Origin of the sequence: Dolichospermum compactum NIES-806, from assembly GCF_002368115.1 — a bacterium.
GTDB lineage: Bacteria > Cyanobacteriota > Cyanobacteriia > Cyanobacteriales > Nostocaceae > Dolichospermum > Dolichospermum compactum.
The window spans coordinates 2,716,823-2,734,959 of record NZ_AP018316.1 but is presented as its reverse complement, the minus strand read 5'-3'; the positions used below and the strand labels follow the sequence as shown (position 1 = coordinate 2,734,959).

The window sequence follows — 18,137 nt, the reverse complement described above, 5'->3', positions numbered from 1 at the left end:
TCCAATTGACTGATTTGTTCGTGATTGACTCAAGGTTAAATAGTTTCTAAAAATTACTGAATTGTTGTAAAATATAAATACTGCATTGAAAAATGATAAATTGCAAAAACGTAAGGATTCAGGTGAGGTGATAAGAGTTAAGGAAATGTAGGTTGGGTTGAGCGACAGCGAAACCCAACAAAATCCTTGATAATGTTGGGTTTCGTTCCTCAACCCAACCTACGGTATAATTACTTTTTAAATCATTAACTAACGATTATTCCATAGCAATTAGTATAATTACAAAGATGGAACTAATCGTTGGTTGTCGCAATAAAAAACTCAATTTACACCCTTATCCCTAAAAATTAATATTTAAGCAATCAAAATATACACCAAATATGAGAATCTACCTTTACATACTAGCCGGCATCACATCAGCCTTAATAGGCTGGAATATAGGTCAATTTTTCCTCACAGACTTGGGGTTATTTAAACAGTTTCCCGAAATTACTTTATTTCCCTGTATAGCAGTTTCCTTAGCTTTTGGTATGGTGATGAATGAAATATTTATCAGCAACCCCACCAGACCAAAACGCAGTTTTCAAACCGCACAAAAGCCCCTATTAATAGCCTTGGGATTAGGGATACTTTCTGGGTTAATTGCTGGTATTATGTCCCAAATCCTGTTTTTACCAATTATTCGTGTACCTACTCCCATTGTGAGAACATTAGGATGGTTATTAATTGGTAGTTCTGTGGGTATTGCAGAGGGTTTAAGTTGGCGTTGGTATAGTATGGAAGCGGGGAGTAAAAAACGCTTTCAACAAAGATTAAAAACCAGCATCATTGCTGCAAGTGGGGCGAGTTTTGCAGCAGCAATTATATTTGAAATCATTCGCTTAATGTTGGGAACAATGCCGGCAGAATTTAAAGGTATAGAAGATCCTATTGGTTTTTCTATTTTAGGTTTATTACTAGGTGGCGTTTTTAGTCTCACTAATTCTCCCAGTTATCTCGCGGCTTTGCGGGCTGGTAGTGGTTTTGAGTATAGGGAAATTAAACCAGAAATCAAACCAGACATTAACCCAGAAATTAAAGATCATGTTCAAGACTCGGAACTATCCACAGACTCCCTAACAGACTCACCCACCCTTAACCAATCTTATCCCTACATTAATAAATCGGTGCTTTCCTTTGTCACACTACATGATAGTCTGAATGAGGATGAAATAGAAGAAGGTTTATCTATCTCATTACCCGGAAATCAGACAATTACCATCGGTTCTAGAGTTGACAATACTATTTCTATTCCTGGTCTACCTCCCCATGTTGCTGATATTCAATTACAGAACCGGACAACCCTTCTCATTCCTGATAAACAGTTCTTTCATACCATAGAAATAAATAGTGTCCGTATAAAATCACGGAAGATTATCCCTTTGAAGCATAATTATGTATTGACTTTTTACACCATTAATGGAGATGACATCAATGAGGAAAAATATTATCGCTTTGTCTACTACAACCGCTTTTTGGACCCCCAGGCTTAGTCTATCTTTATTGTTGCTTCTGACTCTAGCTTGTCCCAGTTTAGCCCAGGTAAAAAAGACAGAAGTTATTGGTAGTCCCACATTCAAAGATGAGAAAGTAACAATTAGAATTAAGGTCAAAGGTGGAGATGATAGACCTGTAATGGGTTTAGAAGATACTAATTTTAAATTGACGGTTGATAAAAAGGAGGTTAAGTTTAAACCTAAAGATTGGAAAAGTCCAGAAGAAACTGTACCTCCTCCAGCTTGGATTATAGTTTTACTAGATTTTAGTGGCAGTATGAATCAAGTAGATAGTGGAGGAACTAAAAAAATAGCAGGTGCTATTAATGCGATTCGTCAATTTACGAAAATTTCTGGTGAACGGGGTGGAAATACCCAAATTTCTATAGTTCCTTTTGGAAAAGCTGGTAGTAAGTGTCCTGAATCTATTGTAAATAAAGAAACTCTGGATAAGTTTCTAGCGGCCAATGATTTTAAACTGCAAAATAATCTGGATTATTTATCAAGTTTAAGTCCCTGTGCGTCTACAGATTTATATGAACCTTTAACCAAAGCAGTCAAGTTTTTAGCGAATACTAAGGACTCCCGATTTTACTTACCAGAAAATTCTTCCCAACCACAACCTAGACTATCAATAATTCTCCTGTCTGACGGATATCACAATGCACTTAATGAAGCGACTGATTTTGCAGCTTTAACTAAGTTGCTTAAAAACAATGAAAATATTACAGTACATACTTTAGGTTATGGGTTGACACCACAGGAATTAGGTGTAAAATATAAATTAGGCAGACCTGCTACTCGTGCTGATTTGAATAAACGTAAAGTACCCGAAGCAGAATTTGTAGACCAACAAAGATTAGCGGAAATTGCCAAATTAACAGGGGGAATTGCGGAGTTTTCTGGTAATGCCGAAAGGATAGCGGAGAATTTACAATTATTTCTGAATGCGTTGTTAGGAGAGTATGAAATTACCTTTACTCAACCTAATGCAGAAAGGGGTTCTAAGCACAAAGTTCAGGTGAAAGTAAGTTCTCAAGATGGTAAAGCCAAGGAGTCGCCAATCATAGAATATATTATGCCTGTATTTGGGCGATCGCTGCCTTTGGGAGTACGTCTGGTCATGGTCATATCGGTGTTATTTATAGTCATAATTTTTGGAATAGTCCCTTTTCACTACTGGGGAAAACATTTAAAAGCAGAAGCACAAAGGGACTAATAATATGGGTGTATTTGGAAAACATCGGCGATTAGAAAGATGCCTCCGGCACGCTGGCGCGAACACGTCTACACAGACAAAACCCACCTGCGTGGGTTTAAAGACTCTCTTTTTTCCTCAGTCCGCGAAGGCGGACTTCGCCTGTGTAGCCGCGAATTATATTCGCCCAATATTATTTTCTTTGAGTCTTTATTTTCTCACTGCTTGTTCTCAAAATCAGCCAGTAAATCAAGTAATTACTTCCCAATGTCCTACTCAACCAACAGCAGTTTTAGAAACCAACAATGTTAAACCTATTTCTCTGGGTTCTCAAGCTATGAAGGAAACAGGTATGGTGACTAATAATAAATCACTTGGCTATACTTTTACAGCTAAATCAGGTGACAAACTGGTTTATAAAACTAATCAAGATATTTGTATTTGGGTTTATACCCCAGACAATCAATTAATTACTAATCCTATTTTACCTCTTGATGGTAAGTATACTGTTCAAGTTGCTGCTATGGGCGGTTCTACTACCTTTGATTTAGGATTGCAATTACAAAACGATGCAGACCAATCGTTATCATCAGCACAACCAATACCTTTAGAAACCAGTCAAACTAATATAGAAAATTCCCCCAGAAAAGATGCGGCTGATTTTATTAGAAATCATTATTTATCTCTAAACAACCGTGAATATAGTCAAACACGGAATCAACTATCAAATCAGTTTAAAAATAAATATTCTGGTACTTATGCAGAATATCAACAATGGTGGGATAGTGTTAAAGAAATAAAGATTGGTGATGTTAAAACTGTCAATGATAATGGTAATAATGTTACTTTAGATGCGGAGTTATGGTATTATATGAATGATGGGAGAACTGTTCAAGATTCTCGCAGTCGTATTTATTTAATATGGAATCAAAGTAATAATACATGGTTAATTAATGATAAATCTGAACCATGATGAAAATTAATTCTTGTTTAGCAAACCTGAGATGATTTAATATGTTTAAAAAGTTAATTGTGTACTCTACCTGTCTATCAATTATCGGTTGTCAAACCATAGAAAATCCTCTAACCAATCTTTCTTCTAATGCTATCAGTTCCTCTGGTTGTGCTGAGAAACCTATGGTATCCTTGAGTGGAAAAGATGTAGAAACAGTTGCATTAAATGAAAGTACAATTACTAAATCTGGTCAAGTTAGTGCTAGTAAAAATATTGGCTATACCTTTACAGCAACAACAGGACAGAAATTAAGTTATAGCACTGATGCGGATGTTTGTCTTTGGGTATTTAGTCCAGATAATGAAATTCTCAAAGGTGGAGAGTTATCTAAAAACGGTAAATATGTTATTCAAGTTGCTGCACCTCAAGGGGCAAAAACCTTTGATTTAAAAATGAGTTTAGGACTTTTAGAAACTGCTTCTAGTACTCCTACTGCATCACCTACTAACAATCCTGAAAATACTCCTGAAAATACTTCTGAAAATAATAATTCTCAATCTAGTTTAGAAAATGATAATCTCCAACCAGAAAATGATATTTCTCAAGAACAAGCATTAGAATTAGTCCAGAAATGGTACGCAGCAAAACCCCGCATATTTGCGCCACCTTTTGATAGAGATTTATTAAATGAACTAGCTACAGGAAAACTTTATCAAAGAGTGGGAGGTGAAGATGGTTCAATAGATTGGTTACAAAAATATAATCGTTACTATACATATAATAAATCAGAAATTACCAATGTTATGGGTTTTTCTAGTTCTGGAAGCAGACCATATATTAAAGTTAGAATTATAGAAGAATTATATTTACAAGGTGAAAAAGGAATTGATAAAACAAATTCTGGTGAATATCAAATTGATTATATCTATTTTTTTGCAAAAGAAAATGGTACATGGAAAATATATAGTAATGAAAAAATATCTGATGCCGATTAATAATTTATATTAAAAAACAATCTTTAATAAACAGTATGCTTAACCTATTTAATCAATTAAAAAACAACAAACCCCTACTATTTGGATTATACGGTGCTAGTGGATGTCTGACAGCCGCAATCCTATTAGGAGAACCATTTTTAGCCTTAACCAAAGCTAAACCAAACCCAACTTCTCCCGTCACTCCCCAAGTCATAGTTTTATTAATTGACGCATCCTCAAGTATGAGTGATGGAAAATTAACAGAAGTCAAAACAGCAGCCAGCAAATTTATAGAACGTCGTGACTTACAAAAAGATCAACTGGCAGTAGTCAGTTTTGGACTAGAAATTAAAACCGCCACCCCACTCACAAACGACGCTAACACCTTAAAAAATGCCATTGATACTCTATCAGAAAATGGGAGTACACCAATGGCTGAAGGTATCAACGCAGCCATGGGAGAATTACAAACAACCGCATTAGATAAAAACATCATTTTATTTACCGATGGTATCCCAGATGATCCGAATTTTGCCTATAATTCAGCCCTAGCTGCCAGAAACATGGGAGTAAAACTAATTTCAGTTGCTACAGGGGATGCAGATATAAATTATTTAACTCAAATTACAGGCGATCGCTCATTAGTATTTTATGCTAATTCCGGTCAATTTGAGCAAGCCTTTCGCAACGCAGAAGCGGCAATTTATAAACAATTAGTTGAATCTGATTCCAGCGAAAACTACAGTATCACCTATTCAGTATTACGCATGGGTGGTTGGACAGCATTTTTAGCTATGGGAATATACCTAGCTTTAATTATGGGACAAAACCGCTATATGCGCCTTCCCTTATTAACAACAAATAAAGGTATTATTAGTATTTGTGGTAGTCTGGCTGCGGGAATGATAGCAGGTGCAACCGGACAAATTGTATTTTTACCTCTCTCTAATATAGCTGTTTTAGAAATAATTGGCAGAATTGCAGGCTGGGTAATTGTCGGTGCATTAGTAGGAGTAGGAACTAGGTTTTTTGTTCCCAATTTAAACCTCAAAAATGCTTTATTAGGTGGAACAATTGGGGGAGGAATTGGTGGTAGTGGTTTCTTAATTACAGCCAGTATTTTCGGTGATGTTTTGGGGCGTTTATCCGGTACGTCTATTATAGGATTTTTCACTGGTTTAATGATAGCTTGGATAGAACAAAAGCAGTTAGAATCACAACCATATTTATTAGTAAATTGGACTGCAACGGAACAAACCACATATTTATTAGGGACAAAGCCAATTTTAATTGGTAGTTCCTTAAATGTAGAAATTCCCTTAAATGCCTCCGATGGATTTACACCGATTACTGCTAAAATCTTTAAAGAAGGAGAAAACATTATTATGCAATTTGATCAAGAGTATGCAGCTATAAAAAACATGAAAAAAACCAGTCAAGATCTAAAAGTCGGTGATACCCGCAAATTAGGACAAATCACTATAGAAGTTAAAGATAAAACCCTTACCGCAAATGGTTAAATATACATTTAATCTCCAAGTTAAAAACTCCCCAGATCAATATACTTACACCTTAGATTTAACCCCAAATCAAGAAGATATGCCAGAACAGATTTTTACCCCTGCTATCAAAGAAGATATCCGCACAACCTTACAAAATCTCAGCCTATCAGCAATTAAAGATCATCAACTCAACAACATTATTCAAACTTGGGTAGAGGATATTAAAGAAGGCTATAGATTTAGTTCTCTGACTCTTAATTTGCGGTTATTAATAGAGGAAAATATTGATAAACTCCATGAGACAGGAAATCAGGAAATACCGAAAATAATTGATCCAGATTTATCAAATATAGAACCTCAATTTGGTATGCTTCCTCCTTTAAATTTTATTTAATTATTCAATTAGGAAAGAAAAATGCAGAATAATCTTAACATTAGTATTACTCCCCATCGGGAATTTATGCCAGCAGAGACAGCAGCACAAAAATTATTTGTGATGTTGAAATTACGTCCTACTAAAGATGTCGCTACAAGTTCCCCACATACCACATTTACCTTTGTTATTGATACCAGTGGTTCAATGTATGAAGTAGTATCAGGAGAGTCAAAACCAACGGGGATTACTTATCAACAAGACGGACAAGCATATCAACAGGTTACAGGAGGAAAATCCAAAATAGATATAGTCATTGAATCCTTATTAGCATTAGTCCGTTCGGGAAAATTGACCACCAGCGATCGCATTGCTATAGTCCAATTTGATGATAACGCTTCCCAAACTATCGGTTTAACCAGTGCTACAGAAATTAATCAACTAGAAAATGCTATTAACAACCTGAGAAACTTTTCCGGTGGTACACGCATGGGTTTAGGATTACGTCGGGCATTTGATATCTTAAGTGAACAACAAATGACAGTCAGACGCGCCCTATTATTTACTGATGGACAAACATTTGATGAAGATCAATGTCGGTCAATTTCTAGTAATTTCGCCACCAATAATATCCCCATTACCGCATTAGGAGTAGGAGAATTTAACGAAGACCTACTTACCCATCTTAGCGATTCTACAGGAGGAAAATTACTTTATATTGTCCCAGGAACAGCCATAGGTACACAAATTTCTATCCTTGATTTACCCAACAAAATTATAGACGAATATAGCCAAGCCCAACAAGAAGTGATCACCAACCTAGCCCTAACAGTGAAAACAGTTAAGGGAGTAGAACTGACTAGAATTGTTCGCGCTTACCCTACCCAAGCCGAATTTCCCATTAATCAAGATCCTCATCCTTTAGGGAATGCGATCGCTAACGACGAAACCATATTTATCCTCGAATTTACTATTAATAATCGCCCCGCTACTCGTGTGCGTATCGCCCAACTTGGGATCACTTACGACATACCCGGACAAAAAATACGTGGTGAACTTCCACCACAAAACCTAATTATTCAATTCGTTCCCGGACAGGAAAATGCAGCCCAAGTCAATCAAGAAGTCATGGATTATGTCCAACAATGCAACATAGCCAACCTCGTCAACCAAGCCACAAAAATAGCCGAACATGATCCACAAAAAGCCGAACAAATATTAGAAACAGCCCGACGCATGACCATGAAAATCGGCAATAAGGACATGACAGAATCCTTAAACAACGCCCAAGAAGAACTCCGAAAAACCAAAAAAATCTCCGATGGAACTCGGAAAACCGTGAAAATGGGTGCAAAAGGTAAAACGGTAAAAATGGGCAACGATATTAACGAAATGCTTTCAGAAGAAGAAATGCGAAAACTCACAGGAACATAAATACAGCAGAATTCAGGAGTGAGAATGATTCAAACATCAATAATTGACACAATATAGAATCTTAAATTGCAAAACTCCAACTATAAAACTTTGCCCCTTTGTGTCTTTGGGCGAAAAAAAATTAATCATTAAAAATGAGGAGAAAACACCATGATTACTTGTACAGTTTGCGGCTATGATCAAAATTTAGACTACGCAGAATTTTGTAACGCTTGCGGTTCAGAACTACAAGCCATAGCCACACCACCACCAAAAATAGAACCCACCTTAGCACCTACAGTCATTCAACCAACTACACCACAACTCAATTATCCCCCAATTATCAACACATTTACAAAAGCCAAACTAACATCTAAACAAACAAACGCCCCCATACCAGAATTTATCCTAGATAATAACGCCATTGTTGGCATATTTGATCCAGACACAGGACCAGTAGAAATTGATTTAGAAACATTTTTTGGCGGAGAAACAGTATCTCGTAATCATGCCGAAATTTATCAAGAACTAGGAACATGGAAAGTCAAAGATTTAGGTTCTACCAACGGAGTATTTATCAAACCACCAGGACAAACTCGCTTTAGTGCCAGAATTACCATACCCACCCCCTTAAACTCAGGTGATGAAATAGCATTTGGTAAAGTTAGATTTCTCTTTCAAACTATCTAAAAAATCAAAAAAATTCTCTTGTGGGGTGGGCATCTTGCCTGCCAACCACTCCTATATTTCTTGCAAATTCCATGAATGAAATGACAAATCAAAACCCACTAATAATTAAAGAAAACATCTGTTTTCAAATAGATAACCTGCAAATAGAAATCATCTCCTATTTAGGACAACTCACACCTGATATTTATTACTTTCAAGTCAATATCATATCTGAAAAACCAGGTTTACTGAGAATAGGTGCAACTAACAGCGCACTCAACCGAGAACTAGAACTGAGAAAAAGACTAGGTGATTACAAACTCGTTACCGAACTACTTGCACATAGCCAGGACAATATAACTATTGAGATTAAACCCCAAAATATACCAGAAATTGCAACTATCTTTTCTCCTATCCCAGAAATAGATACAGCCTCAGAATCTTTAGAAGATGAATATTTAGAAGACGAATATTTAGAAAAAGAATATTTAGAAGACGAATATTATCCAGAAACAGAAATTAGCACCAATATATCAAATCAAAAACTTATCCTTCTTACCTACCTTCCCAAGGAAAATCAGACCCTAGAAACTTGGCTAAAAACCGAACATTCTTTAGAAGAATCAATATTTTTAACCAGCCAAATATGTCAACTATGTCGCTATCTTTATCAAAGAGAATGGTGTTTTATCAATATCCTTCCCCAATTTATTCAAATGGGAACACCTATACAATTTTTCGATATTACCAGTGCCTATCCTTTGGGTGAAACTCTCAATTCTGGGTTAATAGGAACTTATTGCGCCCCCGAATTAGCATACTGTAAAAACCCCATTCATGAAACAATGAGTAGTTATACAGTTGCAGCATTATTATATCAGATAATTCACAACAAAACCCTATCAACAGATCAAACCATAGAAATACAAATTAATCCCATTCCTATTATTTATCAAATTCTCAAAATTTGTTTATCTTCCCTGCCAGAAGAAAGATTTCCTCTAGAACAACTATTAAAAATATTAGTTCGCACCCGCCAAAACATTAGCACACCCAAAATTAACTGGCAAATAGCCAGTAGTTCTACCGTTGGACTATCAATAAACCGTTTACAAAATGAAGATAACTATGGCATTAAACAACAGAAAATCAGTGATAGAGAAACCATCCTCTTAGCTGCGATCGCTGATGGTATGGGAGGAATGTCTCAAGGCGAATTAGCCAGTCAATTAGCAATAAAAACAGTTTTAGAAACACCCATCTTCTTCCAAAATCAAACCATAGAACAATACCAAGAATGGCTAGAAAACCTATTTATTCAAGCCAATGAAACAGTATCAAATCAAGTTAAAGATGGGGGAACAACCCTCAGCATCATTTTAGCTGTATCCCAACAATTAATAATTAGTCATGTTGGTGATAGTCGCATTTACTTACTACGACAAGGAGAAATAAAACAACTCAGTCAAGATCATTCTCTTGTTGCTATGTTAGTAGCCAGTGGACAAATTACACCAAGCCAAAGTTTAGAACATCCAGATAGAAATGTTCTGACAAAATCCATCGGTACAAAACGCAGATTAAGTGATGGTTACGTCCAAGATCTAAAACAAACTACTCCAGAATTATCTATGCGATTAGAACATGAAGATATTATTTTACTATGTTCGGATGGGGTTTGGGACTTAGTGCCTAAAAATGAACTAGCGGAAATTTTCACCCCTGATCAAAACCTACAAATATCAGTTAATTTGACTATTAATAAAGTTTTAGAACGTGGTGCGTCTGATAACGCCACCCTTTTAGCATTACAATTTTCAGTCAATTCATAAATCCCCGACTTCTTTAATAAGTCGGGGATCTTATTCTCATTAATTACCAATTACCAATTATGTCTATTCAATGTCCAACCTGTCTCACAGATAACTACGATCATGAAACTAGCTGTATCGCTTGCGGTACACCTTTAACCTCTTCTTCCGCCACATCAAATCTGCATTTATCCCCAGGAACATTATTAAAAAATGGCAGATATAGAATAGAGAACATATTAGGACAAGGTGGCTTTGGGATTACTTATGCAGCCACTTACATCTCCAACTCTACCAAAGTTGCCATTAAAGAATTATGGACAGAAAATGCTGCTAGACAAGGTAATACAGTTCTGTGGCCAATGTCCATTACCCCTGTGCAGCGTCAACAACAACTGCAACAATTTCAATTAGAGGCTAACTATTTACAAAAATGTGTTCATCCTCATATCGCTAAAATTTATGAATGGTTTACAGAAAATGATACCGCATACATGGTAATGGAATTACTTGTTGGTAAATCATTAGATAAAATATTGCTAGAAACAGGAACACTAGAAGAAAATCGAGTTAAAAATTACTTTATGCAAATTGCTGATGCTTTAAAAGTTATTCATAGTCATAATTTACTGCATCGAGACATCAAACCAGAAAATATTATTATTGTTCCTCCTAATAAAGCTGTCTTAATTGATTTTGGCGCAGCTAGAGAATTTATTGCCGGTCAAACTGGGGATATGACCCGAATATTAACCCCTGGATATGCACCTTATGAACAATATATTCAAAAAAGTAAGCGTTTTCCTAGTACAGACCTTTATGCTTTATGTGCATCAATGTATGAATTATTAACGGGAAAATTACCAATAGAAGCCACAGATAGAGCCAGTGCTTTTTTACAAGGTAGTTCTGTGGATAAATTAATATCACCCCGACAATTACGCCCTAATTTAAGTTCCTTAATAGAAAAAGTTATTCTCACAGGAATGCAATTTAGAGTAGAGGATAGATTTCAAACTGCTGATGAATTAATTAATGCACTTCAAGGTAAATTTATTTCTCCTCAACATCAACGAGCCAAGGAATTAGTCAAACAAGGTCAACTAGCTGATGCCGTTCAAGCATATCAAAAATATTTACAACTTGCACCAGATCATGGAGAAGCAGCCGTAGAACTAGCATTATTACAAATATATCTTGATGATCAACAAGCAGAAGCAGCCGCAGAAATAGCCATTCGATTACAACCCAATGACGGCAGAGGTTATGGAGTTTTAGGACTGATTAATTGCCGGCAAAAAAATTGGGAAGAAGCAGTTAAGAACTTACAGAAAGCAGTTCAAATAGCTCCTCATGAGGCTTGGATACAAGCTAATTTTGCTTGGGCATTAGGTAAATCTGGTAAATGGAAAGATGCAGAGAATACAGCAAATAAAGCATTACAATTACAGCCTGATTGTACCTTTGCTTTGGGTTTGCAAGCTTGGATATATGTACAGCAACAAGAATGGAAATTAACTATTCGTGCAGCTACACAAGCAATATTTAAATTACAGAATCAGAAAAATAGTCCTGAAAAAGAGTTACAATCTAGCCTATATCCTTATTTAATTATAGCTTTAGAAAAAGCCGTTGTCACTAAACAAGCTAATGATGTAGATAGAAGAATTGAAGAATTCATTAATCAAGTGCCTGATAGTGCTATAGCTTGGGGTTTAAAAGGTTGGAAACAAGCCACTAAATATTTATGGCAAGATGCTATCAGCAGTTTTGAAAAAGCCAGTCATCAAGCATCAATTATAGATTGGGTATTAATTAATCACGCTATTACTCAAGAAAATTTACAAAATTATCAAAGTGCTATTCAAATCTATGACAATTATCTACAAAAATTTACGCCTCAAGCTTTTATTTTATTTCGTCTCGGTACTTTATATGCCCAAATAGGAGAATGGCAAAAAGCAAAGTTATATCTTGAAAAAGCAATTAAATATAATCATATTTATGCTGAAGCCTATCATAATTTAGGTTGGGTATTGCTGAATATTAAAAGTCAAGATGGACAAGTAGAAAACTGCCGAGAAATGTTATCTGCTTATAGTAAAGCTACAGAATTATATGGAAAAGAACAAAAATCACCAATGAATGTAGGTATTAAACAGGCCTTTCAATTGGTAGGACTCCAGATCTCCGACTTCTAATATGAATTCATCATTTATTTTGCAAGTTGGAATATCTACTGCTTTTAGCTATTTTTTGGACGTTTTAGGGGGATAGAATTAATCGGACCAAGAATTTGATTTAAATCCCGTAATTGTTCAGCCGTACCCATACAAATTAGGGTATCTCCTGACATTAAAACAGTATCTCCAGTGGGACCACCAATGAGTTTACCATCAAGACGACGAATTGCCAGAACTAATACGCCTGATTGCGATCGCAATTTGGCTTTTTGTAAAGTTTGACCAACGAAGGGACACCTACCTGGATCTAGTAAAAATTCTTCCATATATAGCTGGCGGTCTGTACCAGAGAGAATCCCATCCACAAAGTCTAAAATCTGGGGTCTGAGGGCTGCTGCTGCCATGCGTTTGCCGCCGGTAATATACGGTGAAATTACGGCATCTGCGCCACCACGCTGTAACTTTTGTACCGCTTCTTCTGTACTAGCACGAGCGATCGCTCGAATATCTGGATTCAGAGTTTTTGCTGATAAAACAGTATATAAATTTTCCGCATCTGAAGGTAAAGCCGCCACAATACAAATTGCTTTAGTAATGCCAACTTTTAACAAAGTATCGTCTAATGTGGCATCACCCTGAAAAACAATATAACCAATTTCCTGAGCTTTTTGAACCGATTCTAATTCCGAATCAATAATCACAAACGCAACATCTTCAGCCCGAAATTCCTTAGCAATTTGTCGCCCAGTGCGGCTAAATCCACAGATAATATAATGTTCTGATAATGATTCCATTAAACGCCTTTGTTGTCGGAGTCGAATTCCTTCGAGAAAATAGCCTTCAATGACTGCGGCTGTAAATCTATTGACAATATAACCAAGATTGACCACACCCATTAAAATCAAAGCAATCGTAAACAACCGTCCCCGACTACCCAATGGATGGGTTTCTCCATAACCGACAGTTGCCAAAGTAATCACAGTCATATAAGCTGCATCTTCCCATCTCCAGCCCTCAACCAGGGAATACCATAGAGTCCCAATTAGGGAAATACCAGCTAAAGCAAGAGCCCCAGCCATTAACTCCTTTTGAATACGTTGATATTTTTGTTCAAGGGTAGAATACACAGGCAATTAAGAATTTAGAATTTAGAATTTAGAATTTAGAATTGAAAAACTTCTAATATCAAGATTCAGAATATAGAATCTTTCAAGTCAAGGAATAGGGAATAGGGAATAGGCTTTCTTCTTTCTTTCTGACTCGGTGACTCCTGACTCGGTGACTTCTCTTAAAATCATCAAAAATTTTGTTCATATTTCCCAGAACCTAGTAAAGTATTACGATAAAAGCTTTTCAGGAGTAGCGGTAGTGAGCGTGCAAACTCTAATAGAACAAGCCACGAACCCCCCGGAGTCAGGTATTATGCCATCTACACCTTTTGATGTTGATAGCTTTGATGGGGCTGTCATGTCTACATACAGTCGGTTTCCTTTGGCTTTGGAACGGGGTGCTGGTTGCCGTGTTTGGGATAGTCAGGGCAACGAATATCTGGATTTTGTCGCGGGTATTGCCACTTGTACTCTAGGACACGCCCATCCAGCAATGGTAGAGGCTGTAACTAGACAAATCCAGAAATTGCATCATGTTTCTAATTTGTACTATATTCCTGAACAGGGTGAATTAGCGAAATGGATTGTTAATCATTCCTGCGCGGATAGAGTATTTTTCTGCAATTCTGGCGCTGAAGCCAACGAAGCAGCAATTAAACTAGCGCGGAAATATGCCCATACTGTCCTAGAAATTGCTAACCCTATAATTTTAACTGCCCATGCCAGTTTTCACGGACGGACTTTAGCCACCGTGACTGCAACTGGACAGCCAAAATATCAAAAACACTTTGATCCTTTAGTTCCTGGTTTCCACTATGTAGATTACAACGATATCAGGGCAGTAGAAGCTGCGGTTACTGAATTAGACGAAGGTAATTATCGCGTAGGGGCAATTTTAATTGAACCATTGCAGGGAGAAGGTGGAGTTCGTCCTGGGGATGTTGCCTACTTCAAACGCTTACGGGAGATTTGCGACGAAACGGGCATTTTGTTGATTTTCGACGAAGTGCAAGTGGGTATGGGACGCAGTGGTAAATTATGGGGTTATGAACATTTGGGAGTAGAACCAGACATTTTCACCAGTGCGAAAGGTTTAGGCGGTGGTATTCCCATCGGTGCGATGATGAGTAAGAAATTCTGCGATATTTTCCAACCAGGAGAACACGCAAGTACATTTGGCGGTAATCCCTTTGTTTGCGGTGTGGCGCTGAGTGTGTGTGAGACTTTGGAAAAAGAAAATATTTTAGAGAATGTCAGAGAACAGGGCGCACATTTACGAGAAGGATTAAGAGCGATCGCTCGTCAATATCCTCAGCATATCTCAGAAGTGCGCGGTTGGGGTCTAATCAACGGCATGGAAATCAAAGCCGATATTCCTTTAACAGCCCCTGAAGTCGTCAAAGCGGCAATGGACGCAGGTTTATTACTTGTTCCTGCAGGTCCTAAAGTAGTGCGGTTTGTTCCTCCTCTCATTGTCACAGATGCAGAAATCAAGCAAGCATTAAAAGCTGTAGAAAAGGCATTAGCTAAACTGACAGCTTAATTCATAATTCGTAATTCGTAATTCGTAATTCGTAATTCGTAATTCGTAATTCGTAATTTTAGGATTATCAATTACGAATTTTTTATCTTGATAAATTTAAACATATCAATTAGGAAAAAATTAATCAAAAATGCGATAAAATATAATATATTTTTCAGTAATACATAACAAATTATGCCAGAAACAAAATCTACTCATACAGTCCGCAGAGGCAGAATATTCCCGGAAATTCAATGGACTCAAGAACAGAAAGCGCAATGGCAGACGGAACGGGAAACATTGTCTCAAGACTGCAAAGTAATTTTTGAGCAGTTACAAGCAGAACTCATTAAAACTCACTATAACTGGTACATAGCAATTGAGCCAAATAGCCGTGAATATTTTATTGATGAAGATCCCTTATTAGCCGCACAACAAGCACATCAAAAATACCCAAATGTCAAACTGCACGTTTTCCGAATTAATGAAACTGGAGTATGTGGAAAAATATGATTTTAAAATAATACTTACTACAACTAAAAGAAAGACTTTTCAATCATTACCAATATCATTCATTATCACATCTAAGGTTAATTATCATGAAATCCAATAAAATATTTAGATTAAGTTCACTGAGAACGTCAATTCACCTCGATGGCTACAACGTTACCCATTATCAAGAACTGCATAAATTCTCTTCTGAAGCCGAAGCTGAAGCCTTTTTTAACGAAAGTATTCAAGAATTACTCACACATGGTTGGTATGATGTCGAATCTGTTCCAGTAGATGAAAATAACAAAGATTTTACTCCAGATGAATTGTATGGGATGTTCTTAGAACTAAAAAATCAAGTAGATGAATTTGCCAATGCAATTATCAAACCCTCTATAGAAATTACTCCCTATTCAACAACAGAAACTACTCTATGGCAAAGTAAATTTGGTGGTGTACCTTACCTGCCTAAAAATACGACCTATCCTGAAGCACCAGATGGTACTCCCCTCCATCTTTTAGCACAAATCAACTTTTCAGAAACGCCGAATTTAGAAGATTTACCAGAAAAAGGCATACTTCAGTTTTATATTGAAGCATCAGGTGAAACAGCCTATGGAATTGAAGAATATCCGCAATTAAAACAAACAACTTTTCGAGTTATTTACTTTCCCGAACCAGATTTAAATATTGATAATCTCCTAAATAATTTTGATTTTTTACCTCCAGGAATAGGTTTACCATTAATAGACTGTTTAGCTTTGAATTTCGCCATTAAATCAACTCCCATGAGTGCATCAGATTATCGCTTTAGAAACTTAGTTAAAAGCCATTTTTCCATTTTTCAACAAAGTAATTTAACTAAAGCAATGGAAAACTCTTTAGAAGAACTGGTAGATGATTTTCTCAATGAATATGAAGAAAAATATGAAGAATCACTAGGAGGACATTGTTTAGGAGGATATCCCGCATTTGTCCAAAATGATGATCGTGCTGACTTGGAGGAAGAGGAAGGTTATGATTTTCTGCTATTGCAAATGAACTCTGATGATGAACATTCAATTATGTGGGGAGATGAGGGAGTTGGTAACTTTTTTATTCAGCCTTCTGCACTTAAACAGTTGGATTTTTCTAAGATTTTGTACACCTATGCTTGTTGTTAAGAGAAGATTAATTAAGTTTATCAGTTCTAGCATTGCCTTTATGGGTATACGATATGGTTCTGGTAGATTTATTGTAGAATATATAGGAATCATTCGTTAATCTCTTTGTGCTGAAAGAATTTTTAATTTAATAAACCACGAAGACACGAAGAGCGCGAAGATAGTAAAAGTTTAAGAAATATTAAGTTCTATTTCTCGTGTATTCATGCAATGTATAGCAAATCAATCAACGGGGTTTATATTAGTAATACTTTGTGGTCTCCGCAAAAACTACTTAGCTTTGTCTATTAGCTAACAGAAATATCCACGATATATTGTTATAAATAATTTGACAAGTTCATATTGATTCCCAGGGTGTTATCTGCCATAAACACCACCTTGAGGAAATATATGCGGTATCAACTCTATGGCAAAAAACGTAGTTTTTCTGTAATACCTGCTATTAAATTTGTCAGTGTTACGTTTTTTTTTGGAACTTTAATCTATTGTGGTTTCTCTACCGGTTCGTTCATGATTTCTTATGTTACATCCAACTTAAACATTATTCGCCCTACCTCAATTACTGGTATTAAAGAACAGGAAAAGTGTGAGGCGAAAAATGCAGTTTGGCGTGATCATAAATGTTGGGACTCTGTTGAAAATCCTTAATTTTAAATTATATCAATTGATATGTTTCTGTGCCGGAGAAGTTGTGGTTGTTGGTTTGGAAATTTCTTGCTTGTACAAACGGACTACCTTCTGCACGTAGTCAGCAGTAAAGCCTTTATCGCAGCCTGTATAATTACCAGTCATCCACCAACAAGCGACACCACGCACAGCACTGTTTTCATTATTTTTAGTGGCTGCAAATTGCTTATTTAACTCCCGGTTAGTAATACAGGAAATGACTTGACGGGCTATTTTCGGATCATTTTCAAACTGAGTTGGTGTTAATTCTTTTTTCAGACAAGTTTTTGTCCAACCTTTGAGAGTTTCTGGTTTAACTTGCCATTCGCTATGATAGCCATCATTGCGCTTTTTTGTTTTAGGTGCAGCGAGTCGCAAAGCTTCTACCATTGCTGCAACTTGGGTATCAGAAACAGGCTGTTTGGCTTGTGCTAAGGATGGTAAAATTCCTAAGCTGATAATAATGCCACTAAATATGAATGCTATTGGGGGGTTTTTCATGATTTTAAAAGTATTGAAAATGTGAATTAATGAATTACAACTCTTAATTATGTTATCTCATGTTGGGT

Annotated in this window: 16 protein-coding genes; 14 read left to right on the top strand and 2 right to left on the bottom strand. The window is 36.4% G+C overall.

The window, feature by feature from the left end:
* Nucleotides 1-380: 380 nt before the first annotated feature.
* The 10 genes from CA730_RS13045 (at nucleotide 381) to CA730_RS13000 (ending at nucleotide 12,634) form a co-directional block, all read left to right on the top strand.
* The gene (locus CA730_RS13045; RefSeq protein WP_096667850.1) at nucleotides 381-1,532 is read left to right on the top strand and encodes a hypothetical protein; all 1,152 of its coding nucleotides are present in this window, start codon (nucleotides 381-383) and stop codon (nucleotides 1,530-1,532) included.
* 13 nt (nucleotides 1,533-1,545) lie between these two features.
* Nucleotides 1,546-2,754, top strand: a complete 1,209-nt coding sequence (locus CA730_RS13040; protein WP_231939826.1) for a vWA domain-containing protein — start codon at nucleotides 1,546-1,548, stop codon at nucleotides 2,752-2,754.
* 181 nt (nucleotides 2,755-2,935) lie between these two features.
* Nucleotides 2,936-3,706, top strand: a complete 771-nt coding sequence (locus tag CA730_RS13035) for a hypothetical protein (protein ID WP_157749969.1) — start codon at nucleotides 2,936-2,938, stop codon at nucleotides 3,704-3,706.
* 41 nt (nucleotides 3,707-3,747) lie between these two features.
* On the top strand, nucleotides 3,748-4,683 hold the full coding sequence (locus tag CA730_RS13030; protein ID WP_096667844.1) for an ARC6/PARC6 family protein: 936 nt from the start codon (nucleotides 3,748-3,750) through the stop codon (nucleotides 4,681-4,683).
* Nucleotides 4,684-4,718: 35 nt separating this feature from the next.
* Nucleotides 4,719-6,185 (top strand): vWA domain-containing protein, encoded by a 1,467-nt coding sequence (locus tag CA730_RS13025; RefSeq protein ID WP_096667842.1) that lies wholly within the window; start codon nucleotides 4,719-4,721, stop codon nucleotides 6,183-6,185.
* Nucleotides 6,178-6,561 (top strand): hypothetical protein, encoded by a 384-nt coding sequence (locus tag CA730_RS13020; protein WP_096667840.1) that lies wholly within the window; start codon nucleotides 6,178-6,180, stop codon nucleotides 6,559-6,561. The genes CA730_RS13025 and CA730_RS13020 overlap by 8 nt, the downstream gene beginning before the upstream one ends.
* 21 nt (nucleotides 6,562-6,582) lie before the next feature.
* On the top strand, nucleotides 6,583-7,974 hold the full coding sequence (locus CA730_RS13015; RefSeq protein WP_096667838.1) for a vWA domain-containing protein: 1,392 nt from the start codon (nucleotides 6,583-6,585) through the stop codon (nucleotides 7,972-7,974).
* Between the two features lie 150 nt (nucleotides 7,975-8,124).
* Entirely contained in the window at nucleotides 8,125-8,643 is a 519-nt protein-coding gene (locus CA730_RS13010; RefSeq protein ID WP_096667836.1) for an FHA domain-containing protein, read from the top strand.
* 80 nt (nucleotides 8,644-8,723) lie between these two features.
* Nucleotides 8,724-10,454, top strand: a complete 1,731-nt coding sequence (locus tag CA730_RS13005) for a PP2C family protein-serine/threonine phosphatase (RefSeq protein WP_231939825.1) — start codon at nucleotides 8,724-8,726, stop codon at nucleotides 10,452-10,454.
* Nucleotides 10,455-10,513: 59 nt separating this feature from the next.
* Nucleotides 10,514-12,634, top strand: a complete 2,121-nt coding sequence (locus CA730_RS13000) for a protein kinase domain-containing protein (protein WP_096667832.1) — start codon at nucleotides 10,514-10,516, stop codon at nucleotides 12,632-12,634.
* Between the two features lie 44 nt (nucleotides 12,635-12,678).
* Here CA730_RS13000 and CA730_RS12995 read toward each other — a convergent pair whose 3' ends face one another.
* Nucleotides 12,679-13,695: a potassium channel family protein gene (locus CA730_RS12995; RefSeq protein ID WP_096671513.1), complete on the bottom strand. Its 1,017-nt coding sequence runs from the start codon at nucleotides 13,693-13,695 to the stop codon at nucleotides 12,679-12,681.
* 289 nt (nucleotides 13,696-13,984) lie between these two features.
* On the opposite strand from CA730_RS12995, the gene CA730_RS12990 reads away from it, so the two are divergent.
* From CA730_RS12990 to CA730_RS12975, 4 genes are all read left to right on the top strand, one after another.
* Nucleotides 13,985-15,268, top strand: coding sequence for an aspartate aminotransferase family protein (locus CA730_RS12990; protein WP_096667830.1), 1,284 nt, complete (start codon nucleotides 13,985-13,987; stop codon nucleotides 15,266-15,268).
* 174 nt (nucleotides 15,269-15,442) lie between these two features.
* Entirely contained in the window at nucleotides 15,443-15,760 is a 318-nt protein-coding gene (locus CA730_RS12985) for a hypothetical protein (RefSeq protein ID WP_096667829.1), read from the top strand.
* Nucleotides 15,761-15,846: 86 nt separating this feature from the next.
* Nucleotides 15,847-16,902: a YwqG family protein gene (locus tag CA730_RS12980; RefSeq protein ID WP_096667827.1), complete on the top strand. Its 1,056-nt coding sequence runs from the start codon at nucleotides 15,847-15,849 to the stop codon at nucleotides 16,900-16,902.
* A gap of 390 nt (nucleotides 16,903-17,292) precedes the next feature.
* Nucleotides 17,293-17,550, top strand: coding sequence for a hypothetical protein (locus tag CA730_RS12975; RefSeq protein WP_096667825.1), 258 nt, complete (start codon nucleotides 17,293-17,295; stop codon nucleotides 17,548-17,550).
* Nucleotides 17,551-17,562: 12 nt separating this feature from the next.
* Here the strand turns inward: CA730_RS12975 and CA730_RS12970 are convergent, their stop codons facing one another.
* Complete coding sequence (locus CA730_RS12970) at nucleotides 17,563-18,069, bottom strand: hypothetical protein (protein WP_172891185.1); 507 nt, start codon at nucleotides 18,067-18,069, stop codon at nucleotides 17,563-17,565.
* Nucleotides 18,070-18,137 lie beyond the last annotated feature (68 nt).

Coding starts and splice junctions, on each gene's coding strand:
- CA730_RS13030 (WP_096667844.1), top strand. CDS start 3,748: ATGTTTAAAAAGTTAATTGTGTACTCTACCTGTCTATCAATTATCGGT.
- CA730_RS13005 (WP_231939825.1), top strand. CDS start 8,724: ATGACAAATCAAAACCCACTAATAATTAAAGAAAACATCTGTTTTCAA.
- CA730_RS13020 (WP_096667840.1), top strand. CDS start 6,178: ATGGTTAAATATACATTTAATCTCCAAGTTAAAAACTCCCCAGATCAA.
- CA730_RS12980 (WP_096667827.1), top strand. CDS start 15,847: ATGAAATCCAATAAAATATTTAGATTAAGTTCACTGAGAACGTCAATT.
- CA730_RS13045 (WP_096667850.1), top strand. CDS start 381: ATGAGAATCTACCTTTACATACTAGCCGGCATCACATCAGCCTTAATA.
- CA730_RS13025 (WP_096667842.1), top strand. CDS start 4,719: ATGCTTAACCTATTTAATCAATTAAAAAACAACAAACCCCTACTATTT.
- CA730_RS12970 (WP_172891185.1), bottom strand. CDS start 18,069: ATGAAAAACCCCCCAATAGCATTCATATTTAGTGGCATTATTATCAGC.
- CA730_RS12985 (WP_096667829.1), top strand. CDS start 15,443: ATGCCAGAAACAAAATCTACTCATACAGTCCGCAGAGGCAGAATATTC.
- CA730_RS12995 (WP_096671513.1), bottom strand. CDS start 13,695: ATGGCTGGGGCTCTTGCTTTAGCTGGTATTTCCCTAATTGGGACTCTA.
- CA730_RS13000 (WP_096667832.1), top strand. CDS start 10,514: ATGTCTATTCAATGTCCAACCTGTCTCACAGATAACTACGATCATGAA.
- CA730_RS13015 (WP_096667838.1), top strand. CDS start 6,583: ATGCAGAATAATCTTAACATTAGTATTACTCCCCATCGGGAATTTATG.
- CA730_RS13010 (WP_096667836.1), top strand. CDS start 8,125: ATGATTACTTGTACAGTTTGCGGCTATGATCAAAATTTAGACTACGCA.
- CA730_RS12975 (WP_096667825.1), top strand. CDS start 17,293: ATGCGGTATCAACTCTATGGCAAAAAACGTAGTTTTTCTGTAATACCT.